This window comes from Curtobacterium sp. MCLR17_032 (assembly GCF_003234795.2).
In the GTDB taxonomy this organism is placed as follows: Bacteria; Actinomycetota; Actinomycetes; order Actinomycetales; family Microbacteriaceae; genus Curtobacterium.
This window is the reverse complement of record NZ_CP126268.1, coordinates 3,232,460-3,256,494: the sequence shown is the minus strand read 5'-3', so window position 1 is coordinate 3,256,494 and position 24,035 is coordinate 3,232,460. Positions and strand designations below refer to the sequence as shown.

At 72.3% G+C, this 24,035-nt stretch carries 25 protein-coding genes and 1 riboswitch; of the genes, 14 read left to right on the top strand and 11 right to left on the bottom strand.

Annotated elements, in window-relative coordinates; genetic code table 11:
• Window positions 1-130: 130 nt before the first annotated feature.
• Window positions 131-985, bottom strand: coding sequence for a hypothetical protein (locus DEI97_RS15470; protein ID WP_146248063.1), 855 nt, complete (start codon window positions 983-985; stop codon window positions 131-133).
• Window positions 986-1,199: 214 nt separating this feature from the next.
• On the opposite strand from DEI97_RS15470, the gene DEI97_RS15465 reads away from it, so the two are divergent.
• From DEI97_RS15465 to DEI97_RS15450, 4 genes are read left to right on the top strand one after another with little or no spacing between them, the layout of a single operon-like run.
• Window positions 1,200-2,342, top strand: a complete 1,143-nt coding sequence (locus DEI97_RS15465) for an ABC transporter substrate-binding protein (protein WP_111073853.1) — start codon at window positions 1,200-1,202, stop codon at window positions 2,340-2,342.
• Between the two features lie 5 nt (window positions 2,343-2,347).
• Entirely contained in the window at window positions 2,348-3,319 is a 972-nt protein-coding gene (locus DEI97_RS15460; RefSeq protein WP_111074184.1) for an ABC transporter permease, read from the top strand.
• Window positions 3,307-4,254, top strand: coding sequence for an ABC transporter permease (locus DEI97_RS15455; RefSeq protein WP_349814964.1), 948 nt, complete (start codon window positions 3,307-3,309; stop codon window positions 4,252-4,254). Before DEI97_RS15460 ends, DEI97_RS15455 begins: the two co-directional genes overlap by 13 nt.
• A complete protein-coding gene (locus DEI97_RS15450) occupies window positions 4,251-5,330 on the top strand; it encodes an ABC transporter ATP-binding protein (protein ID WP_111073852.1) in 1,080 nt (359 codons plus the stop codon). The genes DEI97_RS15455 and DEI97_RS15450 overlap by 4 nt, the downstream gene beginning before the upstream one ends.
• A 43-nt stretch (window positions 5,331-5,373) precedes the next feature.
• Here DEI97_RS15450 and DEI97_RS15445 read toward each other — a convergent pair whose 3' ends face one another.
• Complete coding sequence (locus DEI97_RS15445) at window positions 5,374-5,853, bottom strand: NUDIX hydrolase (RefSeq protein ID WP_111073851.1); 480 nt, start codon at window positions 5,851-5,853, stop codon at window positions 5,374-5,376.
• A 75-nt stretch (window positions 5,854-5,928) separates the two neighbouring features.
• On the opposite strand from DEI97_RS15445, the gene nagB reads away from it, so the two are divergent.
• The gene (gene nagB / locus DEI97_RS15440; RefSeq protein WP_111073850.1) at window positions 5,929-6,714 is read left to right on the top strand and encodes a glucosamine-6-phosphate deaminase; all 786 of its coding nucleotides are present in this window, start codon (window positions 5,929-5,931) and stop codon (window positions 6,712-6,714) included.
• Window positions 6,715-6,717: 3 nt separating this feature from the next.
• Here nagB and DEI97_RS15435 read toward each other — a convergent pair whose 3' ends face one another.
• Window positions 6,718-7,887 carry a MalY/PatB family protein gene (locus DEI97_RS15435; RefSeq protein WP_111073849.1) on the bottom strand — a complete coding sequence of 390 codons (1,170 nt, stop codon included), beginning with the start codon at window positions 7,885-7,887 and terminating at the stop codon, window positions 6,718-6,720.
• A 159-nt stretch (window positions 7,888-8,046) separates the two neighbouring features.
• Here DEI97_RS15435 and DEI97_RS15430 point away from each other — a divergent pair, with 159 nt between their 5' ends.
• From DEI97_RS15430 to DEI97_RS15415, 4 genes are all read left to right on the top strand, one after another.
• Window positions 8,047-10,512, top strand: coding sequence for a GH92 family glycosyl hydrolase (locus tag DEI97_RS15430; RefSeq protein WP_258376633.1), 2,466 nt, complete (start codon window positions 8,047-8,049; stop codon window positions 10,510-10,512).
• 34 nt (window positions 10,513-10,546) lie between these two features.
• Window positions 10,547-10,948, top strand: a complete 402-nt coding sequence (locus DEI97_RS15425) for an SRPBCC family protein (RefSeq protein WP_111073848.1) — start codon at window positions 10,547-10,549, stop codon at window positions 10,946-10,948.
• Window positions 10,949-10,995: 47 nt separating this feature from the next.
• Window positions 10,996-11,226: a hypothetical protein gene (locus DEI97_RS15420; protein WP_111073847.1), complete on the top strand. Its 231-nt coding sequence runs from the start codon at window positions 10,996-10,998 to the stop codon at window positions 11,224-11,226.
• Window positions 11,227-11,397: 171 nt separating this feature from the next.
• On the top strand, window positions 11,398-12,210 hold the full coding sequence (locus tag DEI97_RS15415) for an L-threonylcarbamoyladenylate synthase (RefSeq protein WP_111073846.1): 813 nt from the start codon (window positions 11,398-11,400) through the stop codon (window positions 12,208-12,210).
• On the opposite strand, the gene nagA is transcribed toward DEI97_RS15415, so the two are convergent.
• Genes nagA through DEI97_RS15395 form a run of 4 tightly spaced genes read right to left on the bottom strand, consistent with a single transcriptional unit; the run spans window position 12,204 to window position 15,157 of the window.
• Entirely contained in the window at window positions 12,204-13,406 is a 1,203-nt protein-coding gene (nagA, locus tag DEI97_RS15410; protein WP_181439144.1) for an N-acetylglucosamine-6-phosphate deacetylase, read from the bottom strand. The two genes, DEI97_RS15415 and nagA, sit on opposite strands and share 7 nt — an antisense overlap.
• Window positions 13,403-13,810, bottom strand: a complete 408-nt coding sequence (locus DEI97_RS15405; protein ID WP_111073845.1) for a YrdB family protein — start codon at window positions 13,808-13,810, stop codon at window positions 13,403-13,405. Before DEI97_RS15405 ends, nagA begins: the two co-directional genes overlap by 4 nt.
• Window positions 13,811-13,818: 8 nt before the next feature.
• Window positions 13,819-14,688 carry a formyltetrahydrofolate deformylase gene (gene purU / locus DEI97_RS15400; RefSeq protein WP_111073844.1) on the bottom strand — a complete coding sequence of 290 codons (870 nt, stop codon included), beginning with the start codon at window positions 14,686-14,688 and terminating at the stop codon, window positions 13,819-13,821.
• A 4-nt stretch (window positions 14,689-14,692) separates the two neighbouring features.
• Entirely contained in the window at window positions 14,693-15,157 is a 465-nt protein-coding gene (locus tag DEI97_RS15395) for a MarR family winged helix-turn-helix transcriptional regulator (protein WP_111073843.1), read from the bottom strand.
• Window positions 15,158-15,260: 103 nt separating this feature from the next.
• Here DEI97_RS15395 and DEI97_RS15390 point away from each other — a divergent pair, with 103 nt between their 5' ends.
• On the top strand, window positions 15,261-16,136 hold the full coding sequence (locus tag DEI97_RS15390) for an NmrA family NAD(P)-binding protein (RefSeq protein ID WP_181439143.1): 876 nt from the start codon (window positions 15,261-15,263) through the stop codon (window positions 16,134-16,136).
• A gap of 96 nt (window positions 16,137-16,232) precedes the next feature.
• Here the strand turns inward: DEI97_RS15390 and DEI97_RS15385 are convergent, their stop codons facing one another.
• On the bottom strand, window positions 16,233-16,709 hold the full coding sequence (locus tag DEI97_RS15385; protein ID WP_111073841.1) for a DUF2017 family protein: 477 nt from the start codon (window positions 16,707-16,709) through the stop codon (window positions 16,233-16,235).
• On the bottom strand, window positions 16,706-16,993 hold the full coding sequence (gene clpS, locus DEI97_RS15380) for an ATP-dependent Clp protease adapter ClpS (protein WP_110903463.1): 288 nt from the start codon (window positions 16,991-16,993) through the stop codon (window positions 16,706-16,708). Before clpS ends, DEI97_RS15385 begins: the two co-directional genes overlap by 4 nt.
• A 38-nt stretch (window positions 16,994-17,031) precedes the next feature.
• A riboswitch (ZMP/ZTP riboswitch) is annotated at window positions 17,032-17,117 on the top strand.
• Window positions 17,118-17,186: 69 nt separating this feature from the next.
• Here clpS and glyA point away from each other — a divergent pair.
• Together glyA and DEI97_RS15370 are read left to right on the top strand one after the other, a co-directional pair.
• Entirely contained in the window at window positions 17,187-18,476 is a 1,290-nt protein-coding gene (gene glyA, locus DEI97_RS15375; RefSeq protein ID WP_374610244.1) for a serine hydroxymethyltransferase, read from the top strand.
• The gene (locus DEI97_RS15370; protein WP_258376632.1) at window positions 18,473-19,405 is read left to right on the top strand and encodes a tetrahydrofolate dehydrogenase/cyclohydrolase catalytic domain-containing protein; all 933 of its coding nucleotides are present in this window, start codon (window positions 18,473-18,475) and stop codon (window positions 19,403-19,405) included. Before glyA ends, DEI97_RS15370 begins: the two co-directional genes overlap by 4 nt.
• A gap of 498 nt (window positions 19,406-19,903) precedes the next feature.
• On the opposite strand, the gene galK is transcribed toward DEI97_RS15370, so the two are convergent.
• The gene (galK, locus tag DEI97_RS15365) at window positions 19,904-21,046 is read right to left on the bottom strand and encodes a galactokinase (RefSeq protein WP_111073840.1); all 1,143 of its coding nucleotides are present in this window, start codon (window positions 21,044-21,046) and stop codon (window positions 19,904-19,906) included.
• Complete coding sequence (gene galT, locus DEI97_RS15360) at window positions 21,043-22,140, bottom strand: galactose-1-phosphate uridylyltransferase (RefSeq protein ID WP_111073839.1); 1,098 nt, start codon at window positions 22,138-22,140, stop codon at window positions 21,043-21,045. Before galT ends, galK begins: the two co-directional genes overlap by 4 nt.
• 63 nt (window positions 22,141-22,203) lie before the next feature.
• Between galT and DEI97_RS15355 the strand changes: the two genes are divergently transcribed.
• On the top strand, window positions 22,204-23,049 hold the full coding sequence (locus DEI97_RS15355; protein ID WP_111073838.1) for a DeoR/GlpR family DNA-binding transcription regulator: 846 nt from the start codon (window positions 22,204-22,206) through the stop codon (window positions 23,047-23,049).
• Window positions 23,046-23,993: an aldose 1-epimerase family protein gene (locus DEI97_RS15350; protein WP_111073837.1), complete on the top strand. Its 948-nt coding sequence runs from the start codon at window positions 23,046-23,048 to the stop codon at window positions 23,991-23,993. Before DEI97_RS15355 ends, DEI97_RS15350 begins: the two co-directional genes overlap by 4 nt.
• The last annotated feature ends 42 nt before the right edge of the window (window positions 23,994-24,035 follow it).

Below are 24,035 nucleotides of genomic sequence, written 5' to 3'. Positions count from 1 at the left end.
GCTGGTACCGTTGGCTGCAGGAGATCGGCGCAGGCCGCAACCGGATCACGACCGGTGTCCCCACAGAAACGCGGAGACCCAGGTGCAAGTCCTGGCACCGTAGCTCAACGAGTAGAGCCCCGTTTTGTCTTCAGTCGTCGCGATGGTGGACGAGTTCCGATTCCACCTCGGCGCGACTCAGTCGGAGCGGCCCGTAGTGGTGACGGGCGAACCCGTGACACTTCCGCAGCGCGGTGCCTGAGCGCCGGGCCGACGGATGCTCGACGAGGGCGTCTGACACGGCCTCTCGGATCCAGTGGTCCCGTGGGAGGCCGATCTGCAACAGGCCGTTGCATGCTCGATCGACGGTCTTGGTGACGGCGAGCGCCAGGAGCATCTCCCCGTGACCCAAGCGGAGCACGTCCCCTGGCGCGAGTCCGCTCGGATCACTGCCCGACGCCTTCCGCCAGGCGAGTACCGCACCAGGCGAGAGGGCTGCGATCGCATCCACCAGGCCTCGGTCGACACGACCGCCGTCGTGGATGACCGCGTTGCGCATCCGTCGGAGGACCGCCAGCTGCTCGAGGAGCAGGCTGTCGATCCGCGACCCACATGCCTGCTGCAGCGCCTCGTGCTGACCAGCGGATCGGGTATCACGCGCGCGTCGGCGTGAGATCAGACCAGCTTCCGCAGCCATGCCGAGGCAGGTCTTCAGGGAGTCCTCGTGGAGCGCGAGGACGTAGGCGATGCTCATGGCCCCGAGGTGGACGTCGGCTTCGGCCAGGATGTCGCTCGCTGCCTCGGCGGTGAGGTTGAAGCGTCGGATGTGTGGCACGTTCGGGTACACCTCGGGCAGGAGCCGGTCCGAACCGCGGTTCAGCTGCAGCAGGTGGTTCGAGAGCTGCGCGCCTGCCAAGAGCCCCATGAGCGCGTTGCTGGCTTCGACGCGGAGGGCTTCGTAGCGGCGGTACGCGCGGAAGCGGACCACCCCGGGCTGTACTGGCATGTGGTACATCATGGCAGTCGGCTGCTCGACCATGCGACGGGCCCCGATGACCCGGCTGTGTGTGACCTGGCGGAACCGTACAGGCGCACGCGCTGTTCTGCCACCGTTCACCGTTCCAGCACGGACCGGAAACCGGCCGCGTCCACGATCGTCCCGACCGGCGCTCTCAGCCGGACCGGCCCGACGGGTCGGACCCGAACTCGGAAGGCACCCCGTGCAGTACAAGCGCACCCTCACCGGACTGGCCCTCGCCGCAGCGGCCGTCGTCACCCTCGCCGGCTGCTCGGCCACGAGCTCCGCCTCGACGAGCAGCAGCGACGCGAGCTGGAAGACCGCCACCAGCGCCCAGGGCACCGGCGGGATGGACGCCCTGGTGAAGGCAGCCAAGGCGGAGGGGCAGCTCAACGTCATCGCGCTGCCGCCGACCTGGGCGAACTACGGCAAGATCATCGACGGCTTCACGAAGAAGTACGGCATCAAGATCAACTCCGCGAACCCGAACGGGTCGAGCGCCGACGAGGTCGCCGCCGTGAAGTCGCAGAAGGGCCAGTCGACGGCGCCGGACGTGCTCGACCTCGGCAACGCGGTGCTGCAGCAGAACCTCGGCCTGCTGACGGACTACAAGGTCGCGAACTGGAGCGACATCCCCACGAACCTCAAGGACAAGGACGGCGCCTGGACCCGTGACTACACGGGCCTGATGTCGATCGGGTACGACTCGTCGAAGATCACGGACGCGCCGAAGGACCTGAGCGACCTGCTCGGCTCCGAGTACAAGGGCAAGGTCTCGATCGCCGGTGACCCCACCCAGGCGAACCAGGCCGCCAGCGCCGTCTACCTCGCGGCCCTCGAGAACGGCGGCTCGGCGGACGACATCACCAAGGGCGTCGACTTCTTCGGCAAGCTCAAGCAGGCCGGCAACTTCCAGAACGTGCTGCCGTCGCAGGCCACCGTCGCCTCGGGTGAGACCCCCGTCGTCGTCCAGTGGTCCTACAACAACCTGGCCTGGGGTCCGGCAGCCGGCGCGTCCGGCAACAAGAACTGGAAGACCGTCGTCCCCGAGGGGCAGGCGCTCAGCTCGTACTACTCGCAGGCGATCAACAAGGACGCGCCGCACCCCGCGGCCGCCCGCCTGTGGCAGGAGTACATCGCCAGCCCGGACGCCCAGAACCTGTACCTGCAGGCCGGCGCGTTCCCGTCGACCCTCGCCGCGCTCCAGAAGTCGGGCAAGGTCGACGAGGACGCCCTGCAGGCCGCCGGTGGCGCACCGAAGGACTCCGTCGAGCTGACCGACGCCCAGGTGACCGCGGCCGCAAAGGTCCTGGCCGCCAAGTGGTCGTCGATGATGGGCTCCTGAGCAGCATGACCACCGCATCGGCCCCCGGGGTCCCGGCCGCCACGCTCGTCACGAGCGAGCAGGCGACCGCGGCCCGCGAGGGAACGCCCGCCGATGCCACCGCCCGCCGCGGCGCCGGACCCCGTGTCCGGCGCCGCGGCGGCGTCGCGTGGCTCGGCCTCACCCCGTTCGCGGCGTACGTGCTGCTCTTCCTCGCCGTCCCGGCGGTCATCGCGGTCGGCTCCGGGTTCTTCGACGCGTCGGGCCACCCGACGCTCGCGAACCTCGCCGCGCTGGGCGACCCCAGCGTGCTGCGGGCCTTCGGCGGCTCGTTCGGGCTGTCCGCGGCCTCCGCCGTGATCGGCGCGGTGGTCGGTGCGCTCGTGTGCTGGGCGCTCGCCGCGCTCCGGCCGGACGGCATCGTCCGCTCGATGATCGACTCCGCCGCCAGCGTGCTGGCCCAGTTCGGCGGTGTGATGCTCGCGTTCGCGTTCATCGCCACGATCGGCACGCAGGGACTCGTCACGGCATGGCTCGTGTCCACGTTCCACTGGGACCTCAACGCCGACGGCGCCTTCCTGTACACGGTGCCCGGCCTGGTGATCCCGTACGTCTACTTCCAGGTGCCGCTGATGGTCCTGACGTTCATGCCCGCCCTGGAGGGCGTCAAGACCCAGTGGGGCGAGGCCGCCGCCACGCTCGGCGCCTCGCGCCTCACCTACTGGCGCCGCGTGGCCCTGCCCGTGCTGGCCCCGGCGTTCTGTGGCTCGCTGCTGCTGTTGTTCGCGAACGGGTTCTCGTCGTTCGCGACCGCCGCGGCGCTCATCTCGCAGGGCGGCATCGTCCCGCTGACGATCCGCGCGCAGCTCACCAGCGAGACGATCATCGGCCTGCAGAACGTCGCGGGCGTCCTGGCCCTCGGCATGGTCGTCGTGATGGCGGTCGTGATGACGGCGTACTCGCTGCTGCAGCGTCGAGCAGCCCGGTGGCAGCGGTGAGCGCGGGAGCGCCGGCCCGTCCGGCAGGTCCGGCAGGTCCGGCACGTCCGGCAGGTCCGGCCCGTTCCGCACGCACGTCCCGTCCCGCCCGGACAGGAGGCCCGGCCCGCGCCCCGCGGTTCGGCACGGCCCCGTCACTGGGTACCGCAGCGGTCGTCCTGGTCGTCGTCGGACTGGTCTTCGCGGTCCCGCTGGTCGCGCTGCTGCAGTTCACCTTCCGTCAGGGCACCGACGGCAGCCTGACCACGGCGCACTACACGGCTCTCGCCGACCCGGCGAACGCGGGCACCTACCAGCCGGTGTTCGACGGCCTCGGTGCCTCGCTCCTGATCGCGGTCATCGCCGTCGCGATCGTCCTGCTCGTGCTGCTGCCCGCCCAGGTCATCACCGCCCTGCACCACCCACGGCTCCGCCGCATCCTGGAGTTCGTCTGCCTGGTCCCGATCACGGTGCCGGTCGTCGTGCTCGTCGTCGGCTTCGTGCCCGTCTACCAGGTCGTCGCCCAGGTGTTCGGGTCCGGCGCGTGGACGCTGTCCTTCGCCATCGGCATCATCGCGCTGCCGTTCGCCTTCCGTCCGATCTCCGCCGCGATCACCGCGATGGACCTCATCACGCTGACCGAGGCCGCCCGGTCGCTCGGTGCCTCGTGGTGGACGGTGACCTGGCGGGTGCTCCTGCCGAACCTGCGGCGGGGCATCCTCGCCGCGTGCTTCCTCACGATCACAGTCGTCCTGGGCGAGTACACCCTGGCGTCGTTCCTCTCCCGCACCACCTTCCAGACGGCACTGCTGCTCGTGCAGGGCACCGACCCGTACGTCGCCGCGATCTTCTCGCTCGGCGCCCTGGTGTTCGGCTTCCTGCTGCTCGTCGCCATCGGCCGGATCGGGCAGCGCCGCACGCGCGTCCGTCGTCCCCACCCCAAGGACCCCGCATGACCACCACCGCACCCACCGCCCCCGCCGCCCCCGCGTCCCTGTCCGGCGCCGGCGCCGTCGTCGAGCTCGACGCCGTCGAGAAGCGCTACGGCACCCACCGGGCACTCGCGGGGCTGTCCCTCCGCGTCGAGCCGGGCGAGTTCCTGTCGCTCCTCGGACCCTCCGGGTGCGGCAAGACGACCGCACTCCGGGCGCTCGCCGGGCTCGAGGCGATCGACGCCGGCGCCATCCGCATCGACGGCGAGGACGTGGCCAACACGCCCGCGAACAAGCGCGACATGGGGATGGTCTTCCAGCAGTACTCGCTGTTCCCGCACATGACGGTGCGGCAGAACGTGGCGTTCGGGCTCGAGATGCGCAAGGTGCCGTCGTCCGAGCGGAAGTCCCGGGTCGTCGACGCGCTCGACATGGTGCACCTCGCCGACTTCGCCGACCGGTTCCCGCACCAGCTCTCCGGCGGCCAGCAGCAGCGTGTGGCACTCGCTCGCGCGCTCGTGACCCGCCCCCGCGTGCTGCTCCTCGACGAGCCGCTCTCCGCCCTCGACGCCAAGGTGCGGGTGTCCCTCCGCGAGGAGATCCGCCGCATCCAGAGCGACCTCGGCATCACGACGGTGTTCGTCACACACGACCAAGAGGAGGCGCTCGCCGTCTCCGACCGGATCGCGGTGATGAACGCGGGCGACATCGAGCAGATCGGGACGCCCGAGGAGCTCTACCGCTCGCCGTCGTCGGCGTTCACGGCGGACTTCGTCGGCCAGTCGAACCGGCTCAGCGGGGATCTCCGTGGCGGCGACGTGTTCGTCTACGGCTTCCGGGTGCCCGCGCTCGACCTCACGGTGGCGGACGGCCCGGTGCTGGCGTACGTCCGACCGGAGGACATCGCGTTCGCTGCCGAGGGCGTCACCGGACGGGTCGTCTCGTCGAGCTTCCTCGGGTCGATCCGGCGCACCACCGTCCGGCTCGACGACGACACCATCGTCACGGTCCAGCACGAGGTCGGCGACCGACGTGTGTCCGGCGACCCCGTCGCGGTCCGGTTGCTCGGCGCCCCGGTGGCCGTCGCACCCGTCTCCTGAACCGCAGGGGGCGGGGCGGACGCGGGTCGGGCCTCCCGTCCGGTCAGCGCTCGAAGCGCGCCGCGACCTCGTCCGCCAGGGCCGCGTCGACCCGTCGGCGCATGTTCTCCGGCATGTCCGGGAGGCTCGTGACCGGTGCCCAGAACGCCTCGGTGTTCTCGCCGTCGGCCGGGTACGGGTCCCCGGAGACCCAGCGGCAGGCGAAGACGAGGTCCATGTACTGGGCGCGGTCGCCGTTCGGGTAGGTCATCGGCTCCAGCGTCTGCACCCAGGCCAGGCGTTCGGCGACAGCGACGACGTCGGCCTCCTCGAGGACCTCGCGCTCGGCGGCGACGGCAGGTTCCTCGCCCGGGTCGACGATGCCGGTGACCGGGGTCAGCGCGCCGTTGTCGGCACGGCGGACCACCAGGAGTTCGCGGTCGTCGCCCTCGCCGCGGGTGACGACCGCGGTGACGCCGGTCAGCCAGAGCAGCTCGGTGCCGACCTTCTCGCGCAGGGACAGGACGAAGTCGGGGGTGGGCATGCCGCCACGCTACCGGGCTCGGCCGGCGGGTCGGCACCCCTGTCGTCGACTGGTCATGACCAGTAGACTGCGCTCGTGGAGATCATCATCCTGCCCACTCCGGCGGAGGTCGGTCGCGTCGCCGCGGCCAAGATCGCGTCGGTCGTCACGGAGAAGCCGTCCGCGGTCGTCGGACTCGCCACGGGGTCGAGCCCCGAGGGCATCTACGCCGACCTGCGTCGACGCGTCGAGGCCGGCGAGCTGTCGTTCGCACAGGCCCGCGGGTTCGCGCTCGACGAGTACGTCGGCATCCCGCTCGAGCACCCGGAATCGTACGCCAGCGTCATCGCCCGCGACGTCGTCGGCCCGCTCGGCTTCGACCCCAGCCGGGTCCGCGTGCCGGACGGGCGAGCCGGAGACCTGGCATTCGCCGCGAAGGAGTACGACGCCGCGATCCGGGCCGCCGGCGGGGTCGACGTGCAGATCCTCGGCATCGGGGCGAACGGGCACATCGGGTTCAACGAGCCGACGTCCTCGTTCGCGTCCCGCACCCGCATCAAGACCCTGGCGCCGTCCACGCGAGAGGCGAACGCCCGCTTCTTCGACTCGCCCGACCAGGTGCCGACGCACTGCATGACGCAGGGGCTCGGCACGATCCTCGAGGCCCGCGAGCTCGTCCTCGTCGCGCAGGGCTCGGCGAAGGCGGACGCGATCGCCGCCGCGGTCGAGGGGCCGCTGTCGTCCTTCGTGCCCGGATCGGCGCTGCAGCTGCACGAGCACGCCACGGTCGTCGTCGACGAGGAAGCGGCCGCGGGCCTCCGTCTCGCTGACTACTACCGCTACACGTACGCCAACAAGCCGACCTGGCAGCGCTTCGAGTAGGGGTCAGCGGGCGGCGGCCAGGCGGGACAGGCCCTCGCGGAGGGTGTCCTCGGAGCAGCCGAAGTTGAGCCGGGCGTGCCCGATGCCCTGGCGCCCGAAGTCCCGGCCGTTCGACAGCGCCACCTTCGCCTCGTCGACCAGCCGGAGCGCCGGGTCCTCGCCCCACGGCAGGGCCCGGAGGTCGAGCCACGCCAGGTACGACGCCTGCGGCTGCCGGTACCCCGCCCCCGGCAGCGCCGCGCCGAGCTCCTCGGCCAGGATCCGCCGGTTCGCGGCCAGCTCGGCGAGCAGTGACGCCAACCAGGGCCCACCTTCCGAGAACGCGGCGATGCTCGCGGTGTAGCCGAGGATCCCGGTGCGCTCGACGACCTCGACCGGCATCCCGTCGAACCACGCCCGAGCCCGGTCCGAGGCGCCGATCATCAGGGCGCACTTCGTCCCGGCCGTGTTCCACGCCTTGCTGGCACTCGTCAGGGCCACCCCGAGGGTCGCGGCCTCCGGGCAGCAGTCGAGGAACGGAGTGAAGGTCGCGTCGGCGTGCACGAGCGGCGCGTGGATCTCGTCCGACACCACGACCGCGTCCCACTCCGCCGCCAGCCGGGCCAGCGCCACCAGCGACTGCCGGTCGTGCACCAGGCCGAGGGGGTTGTGCGGGTTGCAGAGCAGCACCGTGCGGGCGCCCTCGGCGAACGCCTGCCGGACGCCGTCCAGGTCCATCCGCCACCCGGCCGTCGTGTCGTACGGGTCGGCGATGCCCGCCGGGGCCAGGAGCGGCACCTCGGTCACGGAGCCGCCGGCCTCGGTCACGTAGTCCCAGAACGGAGGGTAGACCGGCGGCATGACGACGACCTGGTCGCCGGGCTCGATCACCCGGCGGAGCGTCTCGACCGCCGCGACCGAGACGTCCGTCGTGGTCCGCACCAGGTCCGGGTCGACCGCCCAGTCCCACCGGTCGGCGGCGAAGTCGGCGAAGGCCTCGGGCAGCGCCCGGCCGTGTCCGACGTAGCCGGTGTCCCCGTCGGTGACCGCGCGCACCAGGGCGTCCCGCACCGGTTCGGCGAGGGCGCAGTCCATCTCCGCGACGAACATCGGCAGCACGTCCGCGTCGTACACGGTGTACTTCTCGCTCGTGCGGGTCCGGCGGGCATCGAACAGCGAGACCATGACGCTCATGCGGGTCATCCTCGCAGCACGGACGGCCGCCGACCAGGGGCAGCGGCACACCCGGCTCACCGCGCTGGACAGGTGCCTGGTCGACCACGACGTGAACACCACCCGACCGCTCCGTGACACCGCGTGCGTCCCCCGTCCGAGGGGGCTACCGTCGCCCTCGTGAACCGCTCCCGCGTGCACCGTCGCCCGCCCTTCCGTCCGGTCCCGCTCGCCGCAGCGGCCACGATCGCCGCACTGCTCGGCACGGGGGTGGTCGCGGCCCCGGCCACGGCGGCCACCGCGACCGGCACATCGGCGGCGACCACGGCCTCCCGGCCGGTCACCGACCCTGCCGCCTCCGTCGACCCGTTCATCGGGACCAGCCACGACGGCAACACCTGGCCCGGCGCGACCGCGCCCTTCGGGATGATGCAGTGGAGCCCGACCGGCACGAAGGGCGACCAGACCTCGACCCCGGTCGCGAACGGCTACTCGTACGACGTGAACCGCCTGCGCGGGTTCAGCCTGACCCACCTCAACGGCGCCGGCTGCGCCCCGGGCGCCGCGGGTGACGTCCCGATCATGCCGATCACGACGGCCGTGACCACCTCGCCCTCCGCGGACACCACCGACGCGGTCTACGCCGCCGGCTACTCCCACGACCAGGAGTCCGCCAGCCCCGGCCGCTACTCCGTCCAGCTCGACAACGGCGTCCGCACCGACCTCGCCGTCACGACCCGCGCCGGCATCGGCGAGTTCGCGTTCCCGGCCGGGCAGGCCGCGAACCTGCTGTTCCGCACCTCGAACTCGATCAACGGCAGCGAGTCCGCCGACACCCGTGTCGACGCCCGCACCCGCACGGTGAGCGGCAGCGTCCTGACCGGCGGGTTCTGCAGCCGCCGCGCGAACGGCGGCGGCGCCACCAACCCCGACCGCCGCAGCTACTACCGCCTGTACTTCACGGCCACCTTCGACCGCGACTTCACGACGACCGGCACCTGGAAGGACGGGACCGTCCAGCCGGGAGGCACGCACGCCTCCGGTGGGGAGGGGTACCTCACCGGCGCCGACCGTGCCGGACGCGGCTCCGGCGCGTGGGTCGGGTTCGACGCGCGTCGCGGGGCGACGGTGCACGCCCGGATCGGCATCTCGTACGTCAGCGCCGCGGGAGCCGTCGCGAACCGGGACGCCGAGGTGCGGAAGCACGCCAGCGTGGCCAGCGTGGCTGCGACGACCCGAGCCTCCTGGAACCGTGAACTCTCGCGCATCCGGGTCGGTGGCGGCACCGCGGACCGGACCACGCAGCTGTACACGTCGGTGTACCACGCGCTCATGCAGCCGAACACGCTGAACGACCGCGACGGCCGGTACCTCGGGCCAGACATGCGGGTGCACCGCATCGACCGGGGGCACGCGGCGGTCTACGGCACGTACTCCGGCTGGGACCAGTACCGGGCGCAGATCCAGTTGCTCGCCCTGCTGCGGCCGGACGTCGCCGGGGACATGGCGCAGTCGATGCTGCGGTTCGCGCAGCAGAACGGCGGGGTCTGGGACCGGTGGCTGCACCTCGGGGCACCGACCCACGTGATGACGGGCGACCCCTCGGCTGCGACCCTCGCCACCTGGTACGCCATGGGGGTCCGGAACTTCGACGTCCGTGCCGCCTACCAGTCGCTGCGGAAGCAGGCGACCGTGCAGAACGCCGATGCGCTGAGTGACATCGGGTGCCCGGGGCAGTGCCTCGCGCAGCGGCCCGGGCTCGACCAGTACCTGCAGCGCCAGTACGCGGCGAACGACGACTGCCACTGCTGGGGCGGCGCCGCCGAGACGCTCGAGGACTCGATCTCCGACAGCGCCCTCGGCTCGTGGGCCTCGTCGCTGGGGCTGCGGTCCGACGCCCGGATGTTCGCCGCCCGCGGCACCTACTGGAAGAACACGTTCAACCCGGCCGTCGGGTACCAGGCAGCACGGCAGGCCGACGGGTCGTGGACGCCCGGGTGGGCTCCGTCCACCGGCGTCGGATTCGCGCAGGGGACCAGCGCGCAGTACACCTGGCTCGTGCCGCAGGACGTCAGCGGCCTGTCCGCTGCCCTCGGTGGTGACGCGGCTGCGGTCGCACGCCTCGATGCCTTCTTCCACGACGCGTCCGGTGCCTTCGCGGTGACCGGCGGCGACGCGACGAAGTTCGACCCGACCAACGAGCCCGACATCCACACCCCGTGGATGTACAACGCACTCGGCCAGCCGTGGAAGACGCAGGAGACCGTCCGCCGGGTCGTCGACGACGCCTACGGCACCGGGCCGAGCGGACTGCCCGGCAACGACGACCTCGGCACGATGAGCGCCTGGTACGTGTTCGCCTCGATCGGGCTCTACCCGCAGACACCGGGGCGGGCCGAGATGCTCATCGGCAGCCCGACGTTCAGCACGGTCGACATCCGGCGGGCGACCGGGCAGCGGATCGTGATCCGGTCCTCCGGCACCGACCAGTACGTGCAGGGTGCGCGGCTCGACGGTCGGACGCTGACGGGGTCGTGGGTGCCGGCGTCGTTCGTGAACCGGGGTGGCACGCTGTCGCTCCGGGTCGGGGCGACGCCAGACACCGAGTGGGCGACCGCGCCGCGGGACCGGCCGCAGGACCGCTAGCAGGGCACCCGGCCCCGTGTGCGAGCATGCCGCCATGCGGAGCCACCACGTCAGTCAGGTCATCCCGGCGGCGCCGGAGGTCGTCTACGAGTACGCGTCGAACGTGGACAACCTGCCGGAGTGGGCGGCCGGCCTCGCCCAGGGCGCCGTCGTCCGGGACGGGGACGGGCTGCTGGTCGACTCCCCGATGGGGCGGGTCGCGGTCCGGTTCGTCGAGCGGAACCACTTCGGCGTCCTCGACCACGACGTGACCCTGCCGTCCGGGACCGTGGTGCGGAACGCCGTCCGCGTGATCGGACATCCCGACGGCGCAGAGGTGGTCTTCACCGTCCGGCAGATCGAACTCGACGACGCCGCGTTCGCGCGGGACGTCGAGGCGGTCGCGGCCGACCTCGAGCGACTCGCACGGTGCATCCGCCGCAAGCCCGGCAGCTGAAGTGCGGTCCGCGCGCTGGTCCTGCGCCGAGCGCTAGTGTTCGTGCCATGCAGCGTCGCCGCCCCACCGCCCTGATCGGGATCGTCCTCGTCGTCTGCGGGGCCGTGATGCTCGTCGTCGGCGGCGTCAGCAACGCGAACACCCCGGCGGGGGATGCGAACATCGGCGCCGGTGCGTGGTTCGTCGGCGGGATGGTCGTCGTCCTGGTCGGACTCGTCGTCTGGGCGGTCCAGGGCGTCCTCGCGCAACGCCGGGCAGCGCGCAGCCAGGGTCGCTAGTCCCCGGCCGACCGGCCAGTCGTCCGCGCCCGCTGAGCGCCCTCGCCGACCGCCGGGTCCGAGGCTCCGGAGACTTCCCACAGGAGTGCTCCGCCGGGTCCGAACGCTCCCTAGGCTCCCGCTGTCAGACGACCGTCTGACGAAAATCGACGACGAGCCGACGAGGACCCGATGAGCGCTGAGACCCCCGTGACCCCCGCGACCCCCACCACGACCACCGAGCACTGGACCGAGGGCGTGCCGCGCACCGCCGTCGACGCCCTGCTCCGCCCGGGCGGCCTGGCCGTCGTGCCGACCAAGGTCGGCTACATCCTGATGACCACCGACCGCGCCGGCCTCGAGCGCAAGTTCGACGCGAAGCAGCGCAACCGCAACAAGCCCGGTGTCGTGCTCGTCAGCTCGCTGGAGATGCTCCGGTCGATCGCTCAGCTCACCCCCGAGATCGATGCCCTGTACCAGCGGTGCTGGGACGAGGACGTCCTGCTCGGGTGCATCCTGCCGTGGAGCGACGCCGGACGAGCAGCGCTGCCCGAGGACGGTTCCGACGAGCTCATGACGGACACCCGGGGCACGTCCTGCTTCGTGATCAAGTTCGGCGTCCCCGGTGAACTCGCCGCCCGCGAGCTCTGGACGCAGCACGGCCGCTTCGCGTTCGCCAGTTCCGCCAACCCGTCGGGGACGGGCAACCGCGGTGTCGTCGCCGGCATCGGCGAGCGGATCGCCGAGTCCGCCGACGTCGTCATCGAGGCCGACGACTACGTGGCCTCGATCCAGCCGGAGGCGACCGCCGAGACCCGCTACGAACAGGGCGTGATGGTCTCGATGGTGGACGCGGCCGGTGTGCTCGTGCCGCAGCAGGACGGCCAGCGCTCGGTGACCCCGGCGCCGACGCTGATCCGGAAGGGCCTGGCCGTCGACCGGATCATGGGCCTGCTCGCCGACACGTTCACGAGCTGGGACTACCGGCAGGGCGAGTACTACTGATCGAGCGGCTGCCCGGCGCCCCACACCCGGAGCACCTCGAGCGCCGGTGACAGCGCGACCAGGTCCGCCGCGAACCCGGGCGCGAGCCGTCCGAACCGGTCGCCGAGTCCGATCGCCCGGGCCGGCACGCTGGTCAGGGCCGCCACGGCGTCGGGCAGCGACTGCCCGGTGAGCCGCACGGCGTTCCGCAGCGCGACGTCCTGCGTCAGCGTGGAGCCGGCGATCGTGTCCGTCCCGGTGACGTGCGCGACACCGTCCGTGACGGTGACGTCGAGCGACCCGAGTCGGTAGGGGCCGTCGGCAGCGCCGGCGGCCCCCATCGCGTCGGTGATGAGGGCGATCCGCCCGGGGGCGGCGCGGAACAGCGTGCGTGCGGCGGCCGGGTGCACGTGCACGCCGTCGAGGATGAGTTCGAGGGTCACCCGCTCGTCCTCGACGGCGGCACCGATCGGCCCGGGGCGGCGGTGGTGCAGCCCCGGCATCGCGTTGAACGCGTGCGTCAGGACGGTCGCGCCGGCGTCGAACGCGGCGCGCGCCTGCTCGTAGGTGCCGACGGTGTGCCCCACCGCGACGGTCACCCCGGCCTGGACGAACCGGCGGACCGCGTCGAGTGCGCCGGGCAGCTCGGGCGCGATCGTCACCTGGCGGATCACACGCTCGCCTGCTTCGAGCAGCGCCTCGACGGCGGCGGGTGTCGGAGCCACGAGGAAGTCCTCGTTGTGGGCGCCCTTGTTGTCCGGCGACAGGAACGGCCCCTCGAGGTGCGCCCCGAGCAGCAGCGGATCAGTCGCCATCACGTCGCGGATCCGCCCGAGCGAGCGCACCAGGTCCGGCACCGGGTTCGCCACCAGGCTGACGACCGAGCGGGTGGTCCCGTGCATCCGGTGGGCGGCCAGGGCCGCGCTGAAGTCGTCGTCCTCGTACGCCTGGGTCGCCCCGCCGTGTCCGTGCAGGTCGACGAATCCGGGCACCAGGGTCGCGTCGCCGAGGTCGACGACCTCGTCGGCGTCCGGTGCGACGCCCGTCCCGGCCTGGAGGATCGTGTCCCCGCCGACGAGCACCCACCCGTCCCACACGGGGCCGGCCCCGTCGACCAGGCGGGCGGCGCGGACCAGGGTGGTGCGGGCCTCCAGGTCGGCAGGTCGACCCGCGTCGGACGGACGGCCGGCGTCGGACGGGAGGCGCGTGTCGCTCATGCGGTCTCCCGCCGGGCCGTGACGATCCCGCTGACGGCGGCCACGAGGACGAAGACGAGTCCGACGGCCGGGTGACCGAGCGAGATCCAGGTGGCGCCGGCCGCGATGACGAGGGCGACCTCGACGATGGTCTTGCCGACCACGTCGGTCTCGATCGGCGAGCGCGGCGAGCGGAAGAAGTACCAGACCACCGCGGCGAACAGCGGGGCGCCGACGATGAAGAACAGCGCCGGGAACGGGTACGGCCAGGTCAGGTACCCCCAGTACGCCAGGGACAGCAGGCCGAAGGCGCAGACGACGAACCGGACGACGCTCCAGACGTCGATCCGTCGCTGCGGGACGGCGGGGGCCACCGGGACGTGGTCGTCACCGGGGTCGATCGGGCTGCGGGGTGCGTCGCGCATGACCGGCCCTACTTGAAGATGATCGTGCGCGCACCGTCGAGGAGCACACGGTCCTCGGCGATCCAGCGCACGGCCTGGGTCAGGGTGCGGGACTCCTCGTCCTGCCCGATCGACACGAGCTCGGCGGGTTCCTTCGTGTGGTCCACGCGGACGACGTTCTGTTCGATGATCGGCCCCTCGTCCAGGTCACTCGTGACGAAGTGGGCGGTGGCGCCGATGAGCTTGACGCCACGGGCGTGCGCCTGCCGGTACGGGTTCGCGCCCTTGAAGCCCGGCAGGAACGAGTGGTGGATGTTCACCGCACGACCGGCCAGGGCAGCGCAGAGTTCGGGGGAGAGGATCTGCATGTACCGGGCGAGGACGACGAGCTCGATGTCGTGCTCGTCCACCGCCTCGAGGATCCGGCGCTCCATGGCGGCCTTCGACTCGGCGTCGGTGACGGGCCGGTGCTCGAACGGCACGGAGTAGAACGACGCCAGCTCGGCGAGGTCCGGGTGGTTCGCCAGCACCAGGGGCACGTCGATCGGCAGCTGGCCGCCACGCTGCCGGTAGAGCAGGTCGTTCAGGCAGTGCCCGGCCTTCGACACCAGCACGAGGGTCCGCATCGGACGACCGACGACGTCGAGCTGGACGCGCATGCCGTAGCGCTCGACGACTGGAGCCAGGGACTCCTGGAAGGTCTGCCGGTCGACCGGCGCCATCACCTGCAGGCGCATGAAGAACGTGTTCGTGTCGGCGCTCGAGAACTGCTGCGACTCGGTGATGTTGCCCTCGGCCGCGACCACGGCTCCGGACACGGCGTGCACGATCCCCGGCTGGTCGTCGCAGACCAGCGTGAGGGTCCAGTGCGTGGGGTTCTCGGGCGTCGGGTCGGTCACCGGTTCAGGGTACCGGGGCGTCGACCGGGTCGCTGGCGTCACCGAGCAGCGGGCGCAGGGTCGCGACGAGGGCGGCGCTGCCGTCGGGGTCGTCGCCGAACCACCGGTTGCTGGCGTGCACGACCGGGAACGCCTGGCTCAGCAGGTCGCGGCCCGCCGGGGTCAGTCGGATCCGGGAGAGCCGGCCGCGTCCCCGCTCCGTGCCCCGGTCGAGCAGCCCGCGCTCGCCGAGTCCGGTGACGAGCGGCGTCATGCTCTGCGGTCGGACGCCCACCGCCCGTGCGAGGTCCGCCTGGCTGAGGCCGTCGGCCGCGGCGAGCTGCACGAGGACGCCGAACTCGACCGGGGTCAGGTCGAGCGGGTCCAGTTCGGCCGCCAGGCGTCGGGCGAGTTCGCGGGCGGCCCGGATGACGGTCCACGCGGCGATGGCGTCGACGTCGTCTCGCGTCGCTGAGAACTCCCGGGGCACACGTCGATCGTACGGCGTAGCGTTCAGTATCAGAAAGCTGATACCGAACGATGCGGGTCCGGCCCGCACCACCAGGGTCCGGCCCGCACCACCAGGAGGAACCATGCGCGACACCATCGCAGTCACCGGCGCGACCGGCGACGTCGGCGGCAAGACCATCGAGATGCTGCACGCCGCCGGCGCCGACGTCCGTGCCGTCGTCCGCCGCCCCGACCAGGTCCGCTCCTTCCGCGAGCGCGGCATCGACGCCCGCCTCGCCGACCTGGACGACGGCGAGGCCCTGACCACCGCACTCGAGGGCGTCGACCAGCTGTTCATCGTCACCGCCGCCACCGAACGCCAGGCGGAGCACGGCATCACCGCGGTCCACGCAGCCCGTGCCGCCGGGGTCCGTGCGATCGTCCAGCTCTCCGGCGGGGACGCGGCGGAACACTCGCCGATGCCCTGGGCCAGTGCCATCTGGCGGATCGACCGGGCAGTCCGGGCGAGCGGCCTGGAACGCACGATCCTGCACCCGTCCGGCTTCATGACGAACCTGGTCCCCTCCGGACCGGCGATCCGCCGCGGGGTCTTCCCACAGACGATGGGCGACGGCGTCATCGGCTGGATCGACACGCTCGACATAGCCCGCGTCGCCAGCACGGTCCTGCAGGGCGGGGTCCACCACGGCGACGAGCCCGTCCTGACCGGGCCGGAACTGCTCGACGGCCGCGGTGTCGCCCGAGAGCTCAGCGCCGGACTCGGTCGGCCCGTCCGCTACCTGCACCTGCCGAGCCGGGTCTTCGGCGGCATGCTGCGCGTGACCGGCATGCCCGCCTGGCAGGCCGAGGGGCTCCGGCAGCAGTTCGGCGTGGTCGCGCGGCGGGGCCTCGACGGGGTCGATGTGCTCACGCACGAGGTCGAGCGGATCACCGGCACCGCGGCCACGCCGCTCTCCGGGTGGGCGCGGGCACACCGGCGGGAGCTGCTGGGGCGGTGACCCGCCGGTTGCGGGACCGGGGCGGGACGGACGGGAGGCCCGTGGCGGCCGTGCTGCGTGCCTCCCGTCCGGCAGACGCATCGGCGAGCAGCGCCGTCAGCGTGCGGAGATCGTGACGACCAGGTGCTCCTGCACGTACCCGAGCCAGTCGTAGACGTCCCGCAGCCCGACGCTGCCGTCGTCCCCGTCCAGCCCGTTGTCCGCCGTCGCACGGTCGACGATGCCCAGCCGGTCCGCGATCGTCAGCCGCAGGTCTGTCAGCGACCGGAGCCACGCCTGCTCGTCCGACCGGCTCAGTGCGCCCTCGCGGGCGCCCGTCAGCCACTCGTGGACGACGGCCGCGTTCGCGGACTTGGCGGTGCGCAGGTCCTCCTGCGTGTAGCGGCGGAACTCGGCGCTGGCCTCGTCGTCCTCGGGGTAGGCGTCCGGGAACATCCGGACCGCCACCGGGTCCGTCGCCAGGTCGTGGTCCAGGACCTGGCGCAGCTGCTCGACCAGCGCGGTGAGGACGGCGCGCTCGCCGGCGGCCAGTCCGAGGTGCACGCCGTCGGCGCGGCGGACGAAGGGGATCACGCGGCGGGGGCCCGGTCGACGGTCGCCTGCAGGCCGTAGCCGTGCATGGCCTCCACGTGGCGTTCCATCTCCTCGCGGTGCCCGGTCGCGACGATCGCCCGGCCGTCGGAGTCGACCTGGTGCATCAGCCGCTCGGCCTTCGCGCGCGGGAACCCGAAGTAGGACTCGAAGACGTAGGTGACGTACGACATCAGGTTGACCGGGTCGTCCCACACCACGGTCGTCCACGGGACGTCCGCGCGCACCGAGGTCCGCTCGTCGACGTCCGGACTCAGCATGGTCATGGAGTCAAGGGTGACACGAACCGGTGGCCTCGGTACGATCGAGGGGTCGCGACTGGCGTTGGATGGGTCACCATCGGGAAGCGACACCTGACACGGTGCGCGGCCGTACGCCTGGGCCGCAACCAATCGTCCACCCCGTCGTGCGTCTGCTCGGCGGTGTCGCGCCCCGGCGCGCCAGACAACGAGGAGTCCCGTGTCCATCACCGACCTGTCGCCCGCAGCGACCCAGTCGTCCTTCAACGCCCCCCTCTCCGAGGTCGACCCGGAGATCGCCGCCGTCCTGCAGCAGGAGCTCGGGCGTCAGCGCGACTTCCTCGAGATGATCGCCTCCGAGAACTTCGTGCCGCGCGCGATCCTCGAGTCGCAGGGCTCCGTCCTGACCAACAAGTACGCCGAGGGCTACCCCGGCAAGCGCTACTACGGCGGCTGCGAGTACGTCGACGTCGCCGAGCAGCTCGCGATCGACCGTGCGAAGGCGCTGTTCGGTGCCGCGTACGCCAACGTCCAGCCGCACTCCGGCGCGACCGCGAACGCCGCCGTCCTGCACGCCATCGCCTCGGCCGGGGACACCATCCTGGGCCTCGAGCTCGCCCACGGTGGTCACCTCACCCACGGCATGAAGCTGAACTTCTCCGGCCGGATCTACAACGCCGTCTCGTACGGCGTCGACCCGGAGACCTTCGAGGTCGACTACGACGACATCCGCGCCAAGGCCATCGAGCACCAGCCGAAGGTCCTCATCGCCGGCTGGTCGGCGTACCCGCGCCAGCTGGACTTCGCGAAGTTCCGTGAGATCGCGGACGAGGTCGGCGCCAAGCTCTGGGTCGACATGGCGCACTTCGCCGGTCTCGTCGCCGCGGGCCTGCACCCGTCGCCGGTCCCGCACGCACACGTCGTCTCCTCGACCGTGCACAAGACCCTCGCCGGCCCCCGCTCGGGCATCATCCTGTCCAACGACGAGACGCTGTTCAAGAAGCTGAACTCGGCCGTCTTCCCGGGGCAGCAGGGTGGCCCGCTCATGCACGTCATCGCGGCGAAGGCCACCGCGTTCCTGCTCGCCGGCACCCCGGAGTTCAAGGACCGCCAGGAGCGCACCATCCGCGGCGCCCAGGCCCTCGCGGCCCGTCTGACCCAGCCCGACGCCAAGGGTGCGGGCATCGACGTCCTCACCGGCGGCACCGACGTGCACCTGGTGCTCGTCGACCTGCGCGAGTCCGAGGTCGACGGCAAGCAGGCCGAGGACCTCCTGCACGAGGTCGGCATCACCGTGAACCGCAACTCGGTGCCGTTCGACCCGCGTCCGCCGATGGTCACCTCGGGTGTCCGCATCGGCACCTCGGCGCTGGCGACCCGCGGGTTCGGCGACGCCGAGTTCGCCGAGGTCGCGGACATCATCGCGCTGACGCTGATGCCGAACCCCGACGTGGCAGCACTCTCGGCCCGGGTGAAGACCCTGACCGACGCGTTCCCGCTCTACGCGTGAGCGACACGACGGTCCCCCTGCCCGCCGAGCGGTGGGCAGGGGAGGGCTCCGCCGTGCGCATCGACGGCACCGCCCTCGCCGCCCGGACACTCGACGACCTGAAGGTCCGCATCGACCGGCTGCACGACCACGGCTTCCGGCCCGGTCTCGGCACGATCATGGTCGGCCAGAACCCCGGCTCGGTGTCCTACGTCGCCGGCAAGCACCGCGACTCGGCACAGATCGGGCTCGACTCGATCCGCATCGACCTGCCGGAGACCGCCAGTGCCGCGGACATCCGCGGAGCGATCCTGCAGATGAACGACGACCCCCGGGTCACCGCGTTCATCGTGCAGCTCCCGCTGCCGCAGGGGATCGACCCGATCCCGATGCTCGAGCTGATGCACCCCGCGAAGGACGCCGACGGCCTGCACCCGACGAACCTCGGCGAGCTCGTACTCGCCGTCCCCGGTGGTGCCGGCACGATCGACGCCCCGCTGCCGTGCACCCCGCGCGGCATCGTCGCGATGCTCGAGGCGTACGACATCCCGATCCGGGGCCAGCACGTCACGATCATCGGCCAGGGGCTGACCGTGGGCCGGCCGCTCGGTCTGCTCCTGACCCGCCTCGAGGCCACCGCCACGCTCACGCACTCGCTCACCGAGGACGTCGCCGCCGAGTGCCGCCGTGCCGACATCATCGTCGCGGCCGCCGGGGTCGCCGGGCTGGTGCAGCCGGACTGGGTGAAGCCCGGCGCGGCGGTCATCGACGTGGGCATCAGTCGCGTGGTCGACGAGGGTACGGGCAAGGCCAAGCTCCGCGGCGACGTCGACCCCTCGGTCGCCTCGGTCGCCGGGTTCCTCTCGCCGACGCCGGGCGGTGTCGGTCCGATGACCCGCGCGATGCTCATGAAGAACGTCGTCGAGGCAGCCGAGCGCCACCTGCACTAGCCGCGCTGCCGAGCCTCGCCCCTGCGGACAGGACGCGGCGCACGCGCGCCGAGTCGAGTCCGCCGGGCCGAGCCTCGGCCCGGCGGACAGGATGCGGCGCACGTGCGCCGGGTCGAGTCCGCCAGGCCGAGCCTCGGTCGGCGCGGCGGCCGGGAGGCGCGGCGTGCGCCGACGACGGCGGCGCCGGCCCGGCCGTGGTGCCGTTGGCTCCCGCGCAACAGCAACCGCTTCGCGCCACGGTTTCCCGTGGTGCGAGGCGGTTGCTGTTGCGCGCAGGCGCGGCCCGCGGCCCGCGGCCCGCGGCCCGGGGCCCGCGCGCTACGCGCCCTGCGCGGCGGCCGGGAGGCGCGGCGTGCGCCGACGACGACGGCGCCGGCCCGGCCGTGGTGCCGTTGGCACCCGCACAACGGGAACCGCCTCGCGCCACGGTTTCCCGTGGTGCGAGGCGGTTGCTGTTGTGCGGAGGCGCCGCGGGCGCGGCGGCGGCCGGCCCGCGCGCTACGCGTCGCGGCGCGCGCCCTGCGCCGCGCGCACCGTGAACACGGTCGGCTCGCGGTACCCGGCCGAGGCGAAGGCGGCGGTGACGGCCGCGGCGATCCGGTCACGGGCCTCCCGGTCGACGAGCGCGATGGCCGCGCCACCGAACCCGCCACCGGTCATGCGCGCGCCGACGGCGCCGTGCTCGACCGCGGTCGACACCGCCAGGTCGAGCTCCGGCACCGAGATCTCGAAGTCGTCGCGCATCGACTCGTGCGAGGCGACGAGCAACGAGCCGATCGCCCGGGGCCCCTGCTCGCGCAGCGTCCGGACGGTGTCGAGGACGCGCTGGTCCTCGGTCACGATGTGCCGCACCCGACGGAAGGTCTCGTCGTCGAGCAGCTCCTGGGCACGCGGCAGATCGTCGACCGACACGTCGCGGAGGGCCGGGACACCGAGCACCTCGGCGCCCTTCTCGCACGAGTCACGACGGGCCTTGTACCCGCCGGTCGCGTGGGCGTGCTCGACGCGAGTGTCGACGACCAGGATCTCGAGGTCGTTCGCCTCGAGCGCCAAGTCCACCACGGCGGTGTCGAGCGTGCGGCAGTCGAGGAACACGACGGCGTCCTGTTCGCCGAGCAGCGACGCGGACTGGTCCATGATGCCGGTGGGGGCACCGACGGCGTGGTTCTCGGAGTACTGGCCGACGCGGGCCAGGGTCTTCCGGTCGAGTCCGAGCTCCCACAGGTCGGTGAACGCCAGGGCGACACCGCACTCGATCGCGGCACTCGACGACAGTCCGGCGCCGACCGGCACGTCCGAGTCGATGAAGACGTCGAACCCGGTGCGGTCGGACAGATCCGCGCCGGCCTGCTCGCGGAGAGCCCAGGCGATGCCGAAGACGTACGCCGACCAACCCGTCATGTGGGCGGGGTCGAGGTCGTCGAGGGACAGCGACACCGGGCCGCCCTCCAGGTCGAACGACGACGCGACGCGGATGACCCGGTCCTCGCGCGGCGCGATGTCCGACGTCGTGCGCCGGTCGATCGCGAAGGGCAGCACGTACCCGTCGTTGTAGTCGGTGTGCTCACCGATCAGGTTGACGCGGCCGGGGGCGGAGTACCGCACCGCCGGCTCGTACCCGAACACCTGCTGGAACGTCATGCTCGTTCGATCCCTCCTCGGATGAACTCGGCGGCCTTCTCCGGGACGAGGTCCCCGATCCAGGCGCCCATCGCGGCCTCACTGCCGGCCAGGAACTTCAACTTGTCCGCCGACCGACGCGGGGACGTGATCTGCAGCATCAGCCGCACGGTGTCGCGGCCGGTGTGCACCGGGGCCTGGTGCCACGCGGCGATGTACGGGGTCGGGTCGCCGTAGAGGGCGTCGAGACCGCGGGTGAGCCGTAGGTGCAGGTGCGCGAGCTCGTCCTTCTCGGCGTCGGTGAGCCCGGCGAAGTCCGGCACGTGGCGGTGCGGCAGCATGTGGATCTCGACGGGCCAGCGCGCGGCGAACGGCACGAAGGCGGTGAAGTGCTCGCCGGCGAGGACGACCCGCTCGGAGCCGCGCTCGTTCGCCAGGTGCTGCTCGAACAGGTCCGGGCCGAAGCGCTCGATCGACGACAGCAGTCGCTGCGTGCGCGGGGTCACGTACGGGTACGCGTAGATCTGGCCGTGCGGGTGGTGCAGGGTGACGCCGATCGCCTCGCCCCGGTTCTCGAACGGGAACACCTGCTGGATGCCGGGCATCGCGGACAGCGCGGCGGTGCGGTCGGCCCAGGCCTCGACGACGGTGCGTGCACGCGACTCGGAGATGGAAGCGAACGAGCCGCTGGTCTCGGGGGAGAAGCAGACGACCTCGCAGCGGCCGACCGAGCGGAGCTGCCGGTTCAGGCCGACGTCCGACAGTGACTCGAGGGACGACGGCGCGTCGTCGCCGACCAGGTCCGGCCCGAAGGACGGCGACCGGTTCTCGAACACCGCGACGTCGTACCGGCTCGGGATCTCGGACGGGTTCGCGGCCGTCTGTGGCGCGAGCGGGTCCTGGTCGGCGGGCGGCAGGAACACCCGGTTCTGCCGCGCGCTCGCGATCGACACCCACTCGCCGGTCAGGACGTCCTGGCGCATCCGGGCCGTCGCCGGCCGCGGGTCCAGGACACGCTCGTCGATGCTGCGCTCAGCGGGCAGCGTCGAGTCGGCGTCGTCGAAGTAGAAGAGGTCGCGGCCGTCCGCGAGCGTCGTCGCACGTTTCGTGATCACCGCTGCACTCTACCCGCGCGCGAAGGGTTGCGAAAGCAAGTGGAAGCAGACGAAACTCGTGCTGTGACGTCTGACGAGCCTTCCGTCCTGCCCGCGCTGCTGCGGCAGGACCGCATCGTCGCGCTCCTGGACGGTGCCCCGGGAATGGTCCGGACCGCGGCGCTGGCCGCCGCCGTCGGCACGAGCGAGGTGACGGTCCGCCAGGACCTGGCTGCGCTCGACCGGGAGGCCCGGATCCGCCGGGTGCACGGCGGTGCCGTCCGCCTCGGGGCCGGGTCGCGCGAGCGTCCGCTCGAGGAGACCGCCGTCGAGAACAGCACCGCCAAGGCCGCGATCGGCCGGGCCGCGGCGGACCTGGTGCGCTCCGGGCAGTGCATCGTCCTCGACGTCGGCACCACGCCCGCGGCCGTCGCCGAGGCCCTCGTCGCCCGCGAGGACCTGGTCGACGTCACCGTCGTCACGAACTCGCTCACCACCGCACTCTCACTCGAACGGGCCGTCCCGCGGTTCACCGTCGTCGTCACCGGGGGCACGCTCCGGCCGCTGCAGCACTCGCTCGTCGCACCGTTCAACGCGACCGTGCTGCCGATGCTGTCTGCGGACCTGGTGTTCCTCGGTGGCACCGGGCTCGACGTGGCGCACGGCCTGACCAACGTGAACCTGCCCGAGACCGAGGCGAAGCGGGTCCTCGCGGCGGCGGGCAGGCGTACCGTCGTCGTCGCGGACGGGTCGAAGTTCGGCCGGGCCGACATCGGCGTGGTGAGCACGCTGCAGGACGTCGACGTCGTCGTCACCGCGGGCGTCAGCGCGGACGCGGTCGACCCGATCCGGGCGGCCGGCGTCCACGTGGTCGTCGCGGACGGACCAGCGGGGACGACCCGCGCATCGGAGAGGAAGCAGACACCATGAGCACAGCGGCCAGCACAGCAGCCCCCACGGGCGGTCAGTACCACCTGCGGCACGCCGGACCGGACGGTGTCGTCGAGGCCGTCGTCACCGAGGTGGCCGCAGGTCTCCGCGAACTCCGGGTCGCGGGCTTCGACCTCACCGAGCCGTTCCCCGCCAGCGAGGCTCCGGCCGGGGCGAACGGCATCGTGCTCGCACCGTGGCCGAACCGCGTCGCCGGAGGTGCCTGGCAGCTCGACGGGGCGACCCAGCAGTTGGACATCTCGGAGCCGAAGTACGGCAACGCCTCGCACGGGCTGCTCCGCTTCGCGCCGTACCGCGTGGTGGACCAGACCGAGTCGTCGATCGAGCAGCAGGCCACGATCCACCCGCAGCACGGCTGGCCGTTCACCCTCGAGACCCGCGTGCACCACGAGCTGGTCGAGGACGGCATCCGGATCACCCACACGGTGACGAACCGCTCGGGTCGCCCGGCGCCGTTCGCCATCGGGTCGCACCCGTACCTGCGCGCCGGCGACACCCCGGCCGAGGACCTGGTCGTCCGGCTGGACGCAGCGACGGCGTTCACCGTCGACGACCGGAAGATCCCGAACGGCACGCAGCCCGTCGAGGGCACCGACCTGGACCTCCGCGCGGGCCGCCGTGCGGGCGACTCGGACCTGGACACCGCGTACACGGACGTGACGCCCGACGACGAGGGCATCCGTCGCACGACGCTGCACGGGCCGGAGGGCGACGGTGTCGAGCTGTGGCAGGACGCCTCGTTCCCCTACGTGCAGGTCTTCACGTCGCGCGAGTTCCCCCGCGGTGACGGCAAGGGGCTGGCGGTCGCCGTCGAGCCGATGACCGCACCCGCCGACGCCCTGAACTCGGGCGAGGGGCTGCGCTGGCTCGGAGCCGACGAGTCCTGGACAGGCTCGTGGGGGATCCGCCGCATCTGGTCCTGACACGCCGTCACTGGCTGGCTGGCTACCTGGCTGGGCGGTCGC

Bases quoted from the DNA above. Each gene is read 5' to 3' on its own strand.
- DEI97_RS15435 (WP_111073849.1), bottom strand. From the start codon at position 7,887: ATGAGCGTCATGGTCTCGCTGTTCGATGCCCGCCGGACCCGCACGAGC.
- DEI97_RS15425 (WP_111073848.1), top strand. From the start codon at position 10,547: ATGCGGAGCCACCACGTCAGTCAGGTCATCCCGGCGGCGCCGGAGGTC.
- DEI97_RS15460 (WP_111074184.1), top strand. From the start codon at position 2,348: ATGACCACCGCATCGGCCCCCGGGGTCCCGGCCGCCACGCTCGTCACG.
- clpS (WP_110903463.1), bottom strand. From the start codon at position 16,993: ATGACCATGCTGAGTCCGGACGTCGACGAGCGGACCTCGGTGCGCGCG.
- DEI97_RS15450 (WP_111073852.1), top strand. From the start codon at position 4,251: ATGACCACCACCGCACCCACCGCCCCCGCCGCCCCCGCGTCCCTGTCC.
- DEI97_RS15350 (WP_111073837.1), top strand. From the start codon at position 23,046: ATGAGCACAGCGGCCAGCACAGCAGCCCCCACGGGCGGTCAGTACCAC.
- nagA (WP_181439144.1), bottom strand. From the start codon at position 13,406: ATGAGCGACACGCGCCTCCCGTCCGACGCCGGCCGTCCGTCCGACGCG.
- galK (WP_111073840.1), bottom strand. From the start codon at position 21,046: ATGACGTTCCAGCAGGTGTTCGGGTACGAGCCGGCGGTGCGGTACTCC.
- DEI97_RS15405 (WP_111073845.1), bottom strand. From the start codon at position 13,810: ATGCGCGACGCACCCCGCAGCCCGATCGACCCCGGTGACGACCACGTC.
- DEI97_RS15420 (WP_111073847.1), top strand. From the start codon at position 10,996: ATGCAGCGTCGCCGCCCCACCGCCCTGATCGGGATCGTCCTCGTCGTC.
- DEI97_RS15445 (WP_111073851.1), bottom strand. From the start codon at position 5,853: ATGCCCACCCCCGACTTCGTCCTGTCCCTGCGCGAGAAGGTCGGCACC.
- DEI97_RS15415 (WP_111073846.1), top strand. From the start codon at position 11,398: ATGAGCGCTGAGACCCCCGTGACCCCCGCGACCCCCACCACGACCACC.
- DEI97_RS15390 (WP_181439143.1), top strand. From the start codon at position 15,261: ATGCGCGACACCATCGCAGTCACCGGCGCGACCGGCGACGTCGGCGGC.
- DEI97_RS15470 (WP_146248063.1), bottom strand. From the start codon at position 985: ATGCCAGTACAGCCCGGGGTGGTCCGCTTCCGCGCGTACCGCCGCTAC.